Raw genomic sequence first — 12,326 nt, 5'->3', positions numbered from 1 at the left:
AACCTATTTAAAGGCAGACAAGAAGAATGAAAGCTTACGCCGTACCTTTCGAGAAGTTCGTCAACCTGGCCGACGCCCGCCTGGGCACCAAGATCATTTCGGTCACCGATGACTGGTTCGCCGACGCCAACCGCCTGTTCCAGCCAACCCCGGCCGTGTGGAAGGAGGGCGTGTTCGATGACAATGGCAAGTGGATGGACGGCTGGGAATCGCGGCGCAAGCGCTTCGAAGGCTACGACAGCGCGGTGATCCGCCTGGGCGTGGCAGGCTCGATCAAGGGCGTGGACATCGACACCTCATTCTTCACCGGCAACTACCCACCGTCGGCCTCCCTGGAAGCCTGCTTCCTGGCCGAAGGCGAACCGGACGAAAACACCCAGTGGACTGAAGTGCTGTCGGCCGTCGAATTGCAGGGCAACAGCCACCACTACCACGAAATCAGCAACGACCAGGCCTTCAGCCACCTGCGCTTCAACATCTATCCAGACGGCGGCGTGGCTCGCCTGCGGGTCTACGGCATTCCGTACCGCGACTGGTCGGCCGTGGGCGACAACGAACAGATCGACCTGGCTGCCGCCCTCAACGGTGGCCGCGCCCTTGCCTGCTCCGACGAGCACTTCGGACGCATGAGCAACATCCTCAACCCGGGCCGTGGCGTGAACATGGGCGACGGCTGGGAAACCGCCCGTCGTCGTACCCCGGGCAATGACTGGGTCATCGTCGCCCTGGGCCATGCCGGTGAAGTCGAGAAAATCATCGTCGACACCCTGCACTTCAAGGGCAACTACCCCGACAGCTGCTCGATCCAGGGCGCGTTCGTCAAGGGCGGCACCGACAGCCAGATCGAAACCCAGTCGTTGTTCTGGCGTGAACTGCTGCCGAGCCAGAAGCTGGAAATGCACGCCGAACACACCTTCGCCGAGCAGATCAAGGCGCTGGGACCGATCACCCATATCCGCCTGAACGTGTTCCCGGACGGTGGCGTGAGTCGCCTGCGGGTGCTGGGCAAGGTATCGAAATAAACGACGCACCTGTGGCGAGGGAGCTTGCTCCCGCTGGACTGCGCAGCAGTCCCATTTTGTGAAAAGCGGGGTCGCTTCGCAACCCAGCGGGAGCAAGCTCCCTCGCCACAAAAGCTGAACCACTACACAGAATTTTTGGATAAGAAGACCAGCATGCGCACTCTCAAGATCGAACCGTTGACCAAAGAAGCCTTCGCCCCGTTCGGTGACGTGATCGAAACCGACGGCAGCGATCACTTCATGATCAACAACGGTTCGACCATGCGCTTCCATCGCCTGGCGACGGTGGAAACCGCCACGCCGGACGACAAGGCGATCATCAGCATCTTCCGCGCCGACGCGCTGGACATGCCGCTGACCGTACGCATGCTGGAGCGCCATCCGCTGGGCAGCCAGGCCTTCATTCCGCTGCTCGGCAACCCCTTTCTGATCGTGGTCGCGCCACTTGGCGATGCACCTGTATCAGGCTTGGTCCGCGCCTTCGTCACCAACGGCAGGCAGGGCATTAATTACCATCGCGGCGTCTGGCACCACCCGGTGCTGACGATCGAAAAGCGGGATGACTTCCTGGTGGTTGATCGCAGTGGCACAGGCAATAACTGCGATGAGCATTTTTTCAAAGAGGATGAGTATTTGATCCTCGCCCCCCACCAATAAGAGAAGGTCCGATCACGCGAAAACAAGCGTGACGGGCGAGAGGTAAAGACTGTGGAAGCACATATGCTGGAATGGCTGAACCTGAGCATTCGCTGGGTTCACATGATCACTGGCGTGGCCTGGATCGGCGCGTCGTTCTACTTCGTCTGGCTGGAAAACAACCTCAATCGCGTCAACCCCAAGAGCGGCCTGGCCGGCGACCTGTGGGCCATCCACGGTGGCGGCATCTACCACCTGGAAAAATACAAACTCGCGCCACCGTCCATGCCGGACAACCTGCACTGGTTCAAATGGGAAGCCTACTTCACCTGGATGTCGGGCATCGCCCTGCTGTGCGTGGTGTTCTATTGGAACCCGACCGTCTACCTGCTGGCCCCCGGCAGCAGCCTGAGCGGTGCTGAAGGCGTGGCCCTGGGCATCGGTTCGTTGCTGGTCGGCTGGTTCGTCTATTCCTTTCTCTGCGACTCGGCCCTGGGCAAGCGCCCCGCCCTGCTCGGCCTGATCCTGTTCGTGCTGTTGATTGCGGCGGCCTACGGCTTCAGCAAGGTGTTCAGCGGTCGCGGGGCCTACCTGCATGTCGGGGCGGTCATCGGCACGATCATGGTGGGCAACGTGTTCCGCATCATCATGCCGGCACAACGCGCCCTGGTCGCGGCCATCGCCGAGAACCGTACCCCCGACCCGGCGCTGCCGGCCAAGGGCTTGCTGCGTTCGCGCCACAACAACTACTTCACCCTGCCGGTGCTGTTCATCATGATCAGCAACCACTTCCCGAGCACCTACGGCAGCCAATACAACTGGCTGATCCTGGCCGGTATCGCCGTGGCGGCGGTGTTGGTGCGGCATTACTTCAACACGCGCCATGACAGCAACCGGTTTGCCTGGACGCTGCCGGTCGGCGCGTTGGCGATGATCTGCCTGGCTTATGTCACCGGCCCCAAGCCCATGCCCACCGCACCGGAAGTGGCCAAGGCACCTGGCGTGATCGAGTACCAACCGTTGCCGGAAACCGCCGTGGGCGGTGGCGCCAAGCCCACAACTGCCCCGGCAGCGCCAGCGGAAAAACCAGCCCAGGCCGCCAGCCCCCAGGGCCCTTCGTTCGAGAAGGTCCACAGCGTGATCCAGGAACGCTGCTCGGTCTGCCACTCGGCCAAGCCCACCAGCCCGTTGTTCAGCGCCGCGCCGGGCGGGGTGATGTTCGATACGCCGCAGCAGATCCAGCAACAGGCCGCGCGCATCCAGGCCCAGGCCGTGACCAGCCAGATCATGCCGTTGGGCAACATCACCCAGATGACCCAGCAGGAACGCGACCTGATCGGCGCCTGGATCAATCAGGGCGCGCACACCAACTGAGTCATAGCTCTCAATAAATGTCCTACCGCTGACAGGCCGACCGGCAATGACCGGTCGCCCGTCAGCGACTGCCTGCGCCTCAACAATAAAAACAAGAGGAAAGCACCCGATGATCCAGCCCCGCGACCACGCCCCAAATTCGCCGCATCTGCGCCGTTGCAGGGCACTTGAGCCCTTCAAGACGAGCCCGTATCCTGCGCGGCCGTTCGAAACGGGCCGACAACAAAATCCCTTCCGATCCTGACCGGACTGCCAGCTTATTGCGGCGCTGGCGGACCTGAACGCGCCCCTGAACACAACTTTCCGACTGTTTCATAACGGCAGGGCAAGCCATTTCCGGTTTTTCCCGAACTTGGCTCAGCGCTTGCTATCAGCATTCGCCACGCTCAAAAAGCTGACCGAACGGATGTTTTTTTAATCCATGGAAAAAGGCGCCACACCAGAGCGCTGACCTGAAAAAAAAGCGGCACCACTTACCTTTGGGAGCAAACCGAATGAAACGTACGTGCACCAGCCTGATACTCGCAGGATCCTTGCTGGCCGCAGGCCAGGCGATGGCCGACGATCTGTTCCAGTGGCAGAACAACAGCCTGAGCTACCTGTATGGCAAGGATTTCCAGATCAACCCGCGTATCCAGCAGACCGTGACCTTCGAACACGCCGATGCCTGGAAATACGGGGACAACTTCTTTTTCCTCGATCGGATTTTCTACAACGGCCAGGACGACAGCCAGTCCGGCCCGAACACCTACTACGGCGAGTTCAGCCCGCGCCTGTCGTTCGGCAAGATCTTCGATCAGAAGCTGGAACTGGGCCCGATCAAGGATGTGCTGCTGGCCATGACCTATGAGTTCGGGGAAGGCGACAACGAGTCGTACCTGATCGGCCCAGGCTTCGACCTGGCGATTCCCGGCTTCGACTATTTCCAACTGAACGTCTACAACCGCCAGACCGAAGGCCCACGCGCCGGCGACAACGTCTGGCAGATCACTCCGGTCTGGGCCTACACCCTCCCGGTGGGTTCATCCGATATCCTGTTCGACGGGTTCATCGACTGGGTGGTGGACAACGACACCAATTCCAAGGGCACCTACCACGCCAACCTGCACATCGTCCCGCAGGTCAAATATGACTTGGGCAAGGCCTTGAAGCTCGGCGCCAAGCAGCTATACGTCGGGGTGGAATACGACTACTGGAAGAACAAGTACGCGATCGAAGACAGCGACGGGTTCAAGACCAACCAGAGCACGACCAGCTTTTTGCTGAAGTACCATTTCTGATCTGATTCATTGGGATCCAGAAGTCACCGCACAGCTTTTGTGGGAGCGGGCTTGCTCGCGAATGCGGACTATCAGCCAACATCAATGTTGAATGTTCAGTCGCCTTCGCGAGCAAGCCCGCTCCCACACTGGTTTGTGTATTGGATTCAGTTTCAGCGTCCACCGCAAATCCCCTGTGGGAGCGAGCCTGCTCGCGATAGCGGTGAACCTGCTTACGCCAACCCCAGAAACCGTCTCAACGCCTCACGCTGCGCCAACGCATCCTGGCGCCCCAGCTCGATCAGCTCGCTGCAATACCCCGCCTCGAACAACAAATAACTCAGCACCCCTGCGCCGCTGGTCTTGGTCGCGCCCGGCCCGCGCAAGAAGACCCGCAACGCACGGGGCAACTCCTGGCGATGGCGGGCGGCGATTTCGTCGATCGGTTGGCTAGGTGAGATCACCAGCACGTCCACCGGTGCCGCACCGAGGGCGTGGGCCGGGACGTCATCGGGGAGTAGATGGCTGAAGCCGTTCAGGCGCTCAAGCAACTCGATGTCGCTTTCCAGGCTGTCGATGAACGTGCTGTTGAGCATATGGCCGCCGATCTGCGCCAGGGTCGGTTGCAGGCCGGTGTAGCTGCGCTCGCGCGGATCTTGCCCGCCGGCGCCACGAGGATTTCCGCTGACGCCGATCACCAGCACACGATTGGCCCCCAAGTGCAGGGCTGGGCTGATGGGCGCCGATTGCCGCACCGCGCCGTCGCCGAAATATTGCGGGCCGATCCTGACCGGCGCGAACAACAGGGGGATCGCCGAGCTGGCCAGCAGGTGCTCCACCGACAGTTGCGCCGGCACGCCAATACGGCGGTGACGCAGCCAGGCATCGATGGTCCCGCGCCCCTGGTAGAAAGTGACAGCCTGGCCGGATTCATAACCGAACGCCGTCACCGCCACCGCTCGCAGTTGCTGCTCGGCGATGGCCTGCTCGATGCCCGAGGCATGGAATTGGGCCTGGAGCAGCGCGCGCAGCGGCGAACTGTCGATCAGCGCCACCGGCAACTTGGCTCCCAGGCCCAGCAGGCTGTGGGTGATGAATCGCGTCGCCTGGGCGATCACGCCTCGCCAGTCGCTGCGCATCACCTGATGGCTGCGCACCGCTTGCCAGAATGCCGTCAGCCGCTCGATGGCGGTCTTGAAGTCCATCGCCCCGCTCGCCAGGCTGACCGCGTTGATCGCCCCGGCCGAGGTGCCGACGATTACCGGGAACGGGTTATCCGCCCCGTCCGGCAGCAATTCGGCGATGGCCGCCAGTACGCCTACCTGATACGCCGCTCGAGCCCCGCCGCCGGAAAGAATCAAACCTGTAACCGGTTCAGCTGGGCTCATCGCAATGCTCCGTGCTCAAGGGGATATCAAAGAAAACTCAGCCGCGTTTGTCGTACAGCTTGGGCTCGCCCGGCGGACGGCTCTTGAAGCGCCGGTGGGCCCAAAGGTACTGCTCGGGACAATCGCTCACCGACCGCTCTACCCACTGGTTGATGCGGATGCAATCGGCTTCCTCGGTCTCCCCCGGAAAATCCGTCAGCGGCGCCTGGATCACCAGGCGATAACCGCTGCCATCGGCCAGCCGCTCCTGGGTGAAAGGCACCACCAGCGCCTTGCCCAGGCGGGCGAACTTGCTGGTGGCGGTGACCGTCGCGGCCTGGACGCCGAACAGCGGCACGAACACGCTTTGCTTGGCGCCGTAGTCCTGGTCCGGCGCATACCAGATCGCCCGCCCGGCCCGCAGCAGCTTGAGCATGCCACGCACGTCGTCACGCTCCACCGCCAGGGAATCGAGGTTGTGCCGCTCGCGGCCCCGGCGCTGGATGTAGTCGAACAGCGGGTTCTTGTGCTCGCGGTACATGCCATCGATGGTGTGCTGCTGGCCAAGCAAGGCCGCGCCGATTTCCAGCGTGGTGAAATGCAACGCCATCAGGATCACGCCCTTGCCCTCGCGCTGGGCCTGCTTGAGGTGCTCCAGCCCTTCGACATGGGCCAGTTTCGCCAAACGCGAACGCGACCACCACCAACTCATGGCCATCTCGAAAAAGGCGATGCCGGTGGAGGCGAAGTTTTCCTTGAGCAGACGCTTGCGCTCGGCAGCGGACTTTTGCGGGAAACACAGTTCCAGGTTGCGCCGGGCGATGCGCCGTCGGTCGCCGGCCACCCGGTACATCAGCGCGCCCAATGCGCGACCGACCCGCAGCAATAACGGATAAGGCAATTGAACGATCAGCCACAACAACCCCAGGCCGCACCACAGCAGCCAGAAACGCGGATGAAAAAAAGCAGCTCGAAAACGCGGGCGATCCATTACAGCTTCCATTAAGACATGGGCCGCGCATTCTACATTGTTCGACCCGGGTTGCGGCTGGCGGACGATCTCGTTATAAGTCTCGGCACTTTTAGTGACAAGCCGTTGTACGCCGACCATGAGCCAAACCGAACCGCTAGACCAAGATCCCGTGTTCCAGCTGAAGGGCAGCATGCTCGCCATTACGGTGCTGGAACTGGCCCGCAACGACCTGGAGAGCCTTGACCGGCAACTGGCGGCGAAAGTCGCCCAGGCCCCGAACTTCTTCAGCAATGCCCCTCTGGTGCTGGCCTTGGACAAGCTGCCGGCCGGCGAAGGCTCTGTGGATCTGCCGGGCCTGATGCGCGTCTGCCGCCAGCACGGCCTGCGCACCCTGGCGATCCGCGCCAGCCGCATCGAAGACATCGCCGCCGCCATCGCCGTGGACATTCCGGTGCTGCCGCCGTCCGGTGCCCGGGAACGCGTGCTGGAACTGAATCCGGTCGAAGCGAAGAAAATTCCGGAAAAACCACCGGAGCCCACCGTCAAGCCGACGCGCGTGATCACCTCGCCCGTGCGCGGCGGGCAACAGATTTATGCCCAGGGTGGCGATCTGGTCATCGTCTCCTCGGTCAGCCCGGGGGCGGAACTTCTCGCCGATGGCAACATCCATGTATACGGCCCGATGCGCGGTCGAGCACTGGCCGGCGTCAAGGGTGATACCAAGGCCAGGATCTTCTGTCAGCAATTGAGCGCTGAGCTGGTTTCCATCGCCGGGCAGTACAGGGTTTCCGAGGATTTGCGCCGCGACCCGTTGTGGGGGGCCGGCGTTCAGATCAGCCTGTCGGGCGACGTGTTGAACATCATTCGGCTTTAACGGATACTGCCGCATTTTCCAAGCATCTCTAGAACGAGCGAAAACGGCTTAAACGACGTAGGAAAAAGGATCAGGCAGTGTTTACCGGAGGTAGACCCCGCCCGACAGCCGATTCCAGCCAAGCCTGTCCAATTGCAGCGGTTTTCCAGAGATGTTTTTCAGGGGCTGACAAAGTCCTTTTTCCTTAGGGGTGAAACACCTTGGCCAAGATTCTCGTGGTTACATCCGGCAAGGGTGGTGTGGGTAAGACCACCACCAGCGCCGCTATCGGTACCGGCCTCGCTCTGCGCGGCCACAAGACAGTCATCGTCGACTTCGACGTCGGCTTGCGTAACCTGGACCTGATCATGGGTTGCGAGCGTCGCGTGGTCTACGACTTCGTCAACGTGGTCAACGGCGAAGCGAACCTGCAGCAGGCCCTGATCAAGGACAAGCGCCTTGAGAACCTCTACGTGCTGGCCGCCAGCCAGACCCGCGACAAAGACGCGCTGACCCAGGAAGGCGTGGAAAAAGTGCTGATGCAGCTCAAGGAAGATTTTGAGTTCGTGGTCTGCGACTCCCCGGCCGGTATCGAGAAAGGTGCCCACCTGGCCATGTACTTCGCCGACGAAGCGATTGTCGTGACCAACCCGGAAGTGTCGTCGGTCCGTGACTCCGATCGCATGCTGGGCCTGCTGGCAAGCAAATCCCGGCGCGCCGAGAAAGGCGAAGAGCCGATCAAGGAACACTTGCTGCTGACCCGCTACAACCCACAACGGGTCAGCGATGGCGAAATGCTGGGCGTCGAAGACGTCAAGGAAATCCTCGCCGTCACCCTGCTGGGTGTCATTCCGGAATCCCAAGCGGTACTCAAGGCTTCCAACTCCGGCGTGCCGGTGATTCTCGACGACCAGAGCGATGCCGGCCAGGCATACAGCGATGCCGTCGATCGCCTGCTGGGCAAAACCGTGGAGCATCGTTTCCTCGATGTAACGAAGAAAGGTTTCTTCGAGCGCCTGTTTGGAGGTAGGTAATGAACCTTTTTGACTTCTTTCGTGCCAACAAAAAGCCCAGTACCGCCTCGGTCGCGAAAGAGCGTCTACAGATCATCGTGGCGCACGAACGCGGCCAACGCAGCACCCCTGACTACCTGCCGGCCTTGCAGAAGGAACTGGTGGAAGTGATCCGCAAATACGTCAACATTGGTAGCGATGACGTGCATGTGGCGCTGGAAAGCCAGGGCAGCTGCTCGATCCTGGAACTCAACATCACCCTGCCGGATCGCTGATAGCTCCGGCTGGAGCCACGGCGGCTCGGGTCCCCACAGCCTTTTTTGTGGGAGCGGGCTTGCTCGCGAAGACGGTGACGCATTCAATATCAATGTGTCTGAGACACCGCTTTCGCGAGCAAGCCCGCTCCCACAAGGGCCGGGCCCGAGCCGCCGTTGGCGTTTGTAACGAGACTGTTTTTAATGCCCCTGTCCAACATCCGCATCATTCATCAGGACGCCGCTGTCCTGGTGGTCGACAAGCCGACCCTGTTGCTCTCCGTGCCCGGCCGGGCCGATGACAACAAGGATTGCCTGATCACCCGCCTGCAGGAAAACGGCTATCCGGAAGCGCGAATCGTGCACCGACTGGACTGGGAAACCTCTGGCATCATCCTGCTGGCCCGCGACCCGGACACCCATCGCGAACTGTCCCGGCAATTTCATGACCGCGAAACCGAAAAAGCCTATACGGCGCTGTGCTGGGGCCAACCGGAGCTGGACAGCGGCAGCATCGACTTGCCCTTGCGCTACGACCCGCCGACCAAACCCCGGCATGTGGTGGACCATGAACAGGGCAAACACGCCCTGACCTTCTGGCGCGTGCTGGAACGTTGCGGCGACTGGTGCCGGGTCGAACTGACCCCCATTACCGGGCGCTCGCACCAATTGCGCGTGCACATGCTCTCCATCGGTCACCCATTGCTGGGCGACGGGCTCTACGCCCATCCGCAGGCCCTCGCCGCATGGCCGCGCCTGTGCCTGCACGCAAGCATGCTGAGCTTCACTCACCCGCAAAGCGGCGAACGCTTGCGCTTCGAGTGCCCGGCACCGTTCTAGATTCTATAAAGGCTTGGCATGCAGGTTATTGATTTTCAGGAAACACCCGTCAAAAAAGTCCGCCATCAATTGCTGTACCTGATCTACGGCGACAAGGACGCTTATCGCCACGAGGCCAAGTTCAGCATCCTGACCGCCCTGGCCCACGGCAACCCGTCGACCCTGCCCACTATCAGGATCCTGACCGACCGGCCCGAGGATTATCAGGGCTGGCCGGTCGAGACCCTCGCACTGGGCCCGCAGCTGCTGGCCGAGTGGCAAGGCAACAACGGCTACATTCATCGACGCAAGGCCTGCGCCATCGCGGCCGGGCTGACGCTGGCGGAAAAGACCCTGTTCGTCGACACCGACACGCTGTTCCTCGCCGACCCCGACCTGCTGTTCAAGCAAATCCAACCAGGGCAGTACCTGATGGATCGGTTCGAATACAACTGGGACTACGTCTGCAAGCGCGAGGATTACCTCAAGCTGGGTACCCGCCTGCACGCCCACGGCATCACCCCGGACAACAGCTTCAAGCTCTATAACAGCGGGCTGTGCGGCGTGACTGACCAGGACGCGTCGCTGCTGGCCCAGGCCATCGGGCTGATCGACGAATGGACCGAGGGTGGCTTCGACATCCACACCATTGAACAGATCGCGATTTCGTTCACCTTGCGCAACCAGACGATTAACGAAACCAATAAGCACGTCTATCACTACTTCGCCGATAAACGCTTTTTCCACACCATGCAAGCGCACTTCTTTGCCCTGCACGGAGAGGCGTTCAGTGCGCAGTTGTTAGAGCGCAGCCATGACGTTCCACGCACCCGGCCCTTCCCATCGGCATGGCAGCGCCTGAAGATCAAATGGAAACTGCGCAATCACAGCGGCGCCCTGCACAAGATCGGCCGTGACCTGCTGTATGGCAGTGCGGCGCCGGAGCATCCGTATTACGACATGTGCAGGCATCACTGGTGGGGATCGGCATCGCGGGAGATTCTGCGCTTGGACCCACAGCGCCAGGCACAGCTGTTCGATCAATTCGAGCACTGGCCAGAGCACTTGCCGGAACCGTCCAGGGTGCACGACAAGCCAATCATCATGGCGTACCTGCGCGAGCGACTCGCCGCGTCGGGATAAGCGAGGCATTGGATACCCGTGCCAGGGGATTGGGCCTGCAACGGGTGTCGTCGATGGGGTAAACTCCCGCCCATCGCTGTCTGGAGTGACTTATGCGCGCAGAGTTGAACCAAGGCCTGATCGACTTTCTCAAGGCCTCCCCCACCCCGTTCCATGCCACCGCCAGCCTGGCCAAGCGCCTGGAGGCGGCCGGCTACCAGCGTCTTGACGAACGCGAGACCTGGGCCACCGAGGCCAACGGTCGTTATTACGTCACGCGCAACGACTCCTCGATCATTGCCTTCAAGCTCGGCCGCCACTCAGCGCTGCACGACGGCATCCGCCTGGTCGGTGCCCACACCGACAGCCCCTGCCTGCGAGTCAAGCCGCAGCCGGAACTGCAACGCCAAGGGTTCTGGCAACTGGGTGTGGAAGTCTACGGCGGCGCGCTGTTGGCGCCGTGGTTCGACCGTGACCTGTCCCTGGCCGGGCGCGTGACTTTCCGCCGCGATGGCAAGGTCGAAAGCCAGTTGATCGATTTCAAGGCGCCGATCGCCACGATTCCGAACCTGGCCATCCACCTCAATCGCGAAGCCAACCAGGGCTGGGCCATCAACCCGCAGACCGAACTGCCGCCGATCCTCGCGCAGTTCGCCGGTGACGAGCGCGTCGATTTCCGTGCGGTGCTCACCGATCAACTGGCCCGGGAACACGGCCTGAACGCCGACGTGGTGCTCGATTACGAGTTGAGCTTCTACGACACCCAAAGCGCTGCGGTGATTGGCCTGCACGGCGATTTCATTGCCGGCGCGCGCCTGGACAACCTGCTGTCGTGCTACGCCGGCCTGCAAGCCTTGCTGAACGCCGATACTGAAGAAACCTGCGTGCTGGTGTGCAACGATCATGAGGAGGTCGGCTCATGCTCGGCCTGTGGCGCCGACGGGCCGATGCTGGAACAGACCCTGCGTCGCCTGCTGCCCGAGGGTGAAGAGTTCGTCCGCACCATTCAGAAATCCCTGCTGGTTTCGGCGGACAACGCCCACGGTGTGCACCCCAACTATGCCGACAAGCACGACGCCAACCACGGCCCCAAGCTCAACGCCGGCCCGGTGATCAAGGTCAACAGCAACCAGCGCTACGCCACCAACAGCGAAACCGCCGGGTTCTTCCGTCACCTGTGCATGGCCGAAGAAGTACCGGTGCAGAGCTTCGTGGTGCGCAGCGACATGGGCTGCGGCTCGACCATCGGCCCGATCACCGCCAGCCAGCTGGGCGTGCGCACCGTGGACATCGGCCTGCCGACCTTCGCCATGCATTCGATACGCGAACTGTGCGGCAGCCATGACCTGGCGCATTTGGTGAAGGTGCTGAGCGCGTTCTACGCCAGTCGCGAATTGCCATAGTTGCAGTTGCAGCTAACCCTGTGGCGAGGGCGCTTGCTCCCGCTGGGTGGCGCAGCCGCCCCAAATCTGCAACTGAATGCAGATCGGCCAGCGCTGCGCACTGGAGCGGGAGCAAGCTCCTATCAAACAAAACGCAAGCACTTGATTTTCTAAAACAAATTCCAGGTCAAGGCTGCACGATAGCGAATAGGTTCAATTTCCACGGAAAATGTGGTTGCCCAGAATCTATGG

The 12,326-nt window shown here is 61.5% G+C and carries 12 protein-coding genes; 10 read left to right on the top strand and 2 right to left on the bottom strand.

Annotation, left to right across the window (positions count from 1 at the left end; all coding sequences use genetic code 11):
- Positions 1-26: 26 nt before the first annotated feature.
- The 4 genes from alc to J3361_RS27745 all read left to right on the top strand — a co-directional run bounded on the left by alc (position 27) and on the right by J3361_RS27745 (position 4,312).
- On the top strand, positions 27-1,022 hold the full coding sequence (gene alc / locus J3361_RS27760) for an allantoicase (protein WP_207967231.1): 996 nt from the start codon (positions 27-29) through the stop codon (positions 1,020-1,022).
- A 153-nt stretch (positions 1,023-1,175) separates the two neighbouring features.
- Positions 1,176-1,679 (top strand): ureidoglycolate lyase, encoded by a 504-nt coding sequence (locus J3361_RS27755; RefSeq protein WP_024618504.1) that lies wholly within the window; start codon positions 1,176-1,178, stop codon positions 1,677-1,679.
- Positions 1,680-1,730: 51 nt separating this feature from the next.
- Positions 1,731-3,032: a urate hydroxylase PuuD gene (locus J3361_RS27750; protein WP_207967230.1), complete on the top strand. Its 1,302-nt coding sequence runs from the start codon at positions 1,731-1,733 to the stop codon at positions 3,030-3,032.
- Between the two features lie 494 nt (positions 3,033-3,526).
- Entirely contained in the window at positions 3,527-4,312 is a 786-nt protein-coding gene (locus J3361_RS27745) for an outer membrane protein OmpK (protein ID WP_207967229.1), read from the top strand.
- A 212-nt stretch (positions 4,313-4,524) separates the two neighbouring features.
- Here J3361_RS27745 and J3361_RS27740 read toward each other — a convergent pair whose 3' ends face one another.
- Positions 4,525-5,679: a patatin-like phospholipase family protein gene (locus J3361_RS27740; RefSeq protein WP_207967228.1), complete on the bottom strand. Its 1,155-nt coding sequence runs from the start codon at positions 5,677-5,679 to the stop codon at positions 4,525-4,527.
- 37 nt (positions 5,680-5,716) lie between these two features.
- Positions 5,717-6,649 carry a lipid A biosynthesis lauroyl acyltransferase gene (locus J3361_RS27735; protein WP_207967227.1) on the bottom strand — a complete coding sequence of 311 codons (933 nt, stop codon included), beginning with the start codon at positions 6,647-6,649 and terminating at the stop codon, positions 5,717-5,719.
- Between the two features lie 118 nt (positions 6,650-6,767).
- On the opposite strand from J3361_RS27735, the gene minC reads away from it, so the two are divergent.
- The 6 genes from minC (at position 6,768) to J3361_RS27705 (ending at position 12,095) form a co-directional block, all read left to right on the top strand.
- Positions 6,768-7,505 carry a septum site-determining protein MinC gene (minC, locus tag J3361_RS27730; protein ID WP_207967226.1) on the top strand — a complete coding sequence of 246 codons (738 nt, stop codon included), beginning with the start codon at positions 6,768-6,770 and terminating at the stop codon, positions 7,503-7,505.
- Positions 7,506-7,705: 200 nt separating this feature from the next.
- Positions 7,706-8,518, top strand: a complete 813-nt coding sequence (minD, locus tag J3361_RS27725) for a septum site-determining protein MinD (RefSeq protein WP_003179114.1) — start codon at positions 7,706-7,708, stop codon at positions 8,516-8,518.
- Entirely contained in the window at positions 8,518-8,772 is a 255-nt protein-coding gene (minE, locus tag J3361_RS27720; RefSeq protein WP_003179111.1) for a cell division topological specificity factor MinE, read from the top strand. Before minD ends, minE begins: the two co-directional genes overlap by 1 nt.
- Before the next feature lie 183 nt (positions 8,773-8,955).
- Complete coding sequence (locus tag J3361_RS27715; protein WP_018612476.1) at positions 8,956-9,591, top strand: RluA family pseudouridine synthase; 636 nt, start codon at positions 8,956-8,958, stop codon at positions 9,589-9,591.
- Positions 9,592-9,609: 18 nt separating this feature from the next.
- Positions 9,610-10,713: a hypothetical protein gene (locus tag J3361_RS27710; protein WP_207967225.1), complete on the top strand. Its 1,104-nt coding sequence runs from the start codon at positions 9,610-9,612 to the stop codon at positions 10,711-10,713.
- Positions 10,714-10,805: 92 nt separating this feature from the next.
- On the top strand, positions 10,806-12,095 hold the full coding sequence (locus J3361_RS27705) for a M18 family aminopeptidase (RefSeq protein WP_207967224.1): 1,290 nt from the start codon (positions 10,806-10,808) through the stop codon (positions 12,093-12,095).
- Positions 12,096-12,326: the final 231 nt, after the last annotated feature.

It is taken from the genome of Pseudomonas sp. OA65 (assembly GCF_017498305.1).
Taxonomy (GTDB): domain Bacteria; phylum Pseudomonadota; class Gammaproteobacteria; order Pseudomonadales; family Pseudomonadaceae; genus Aquipseudomonas; species Aquipseudomonas zanjanensis.
This window is presented reverse-complemented; position numbering and strand designations above follow the sequence as displayed.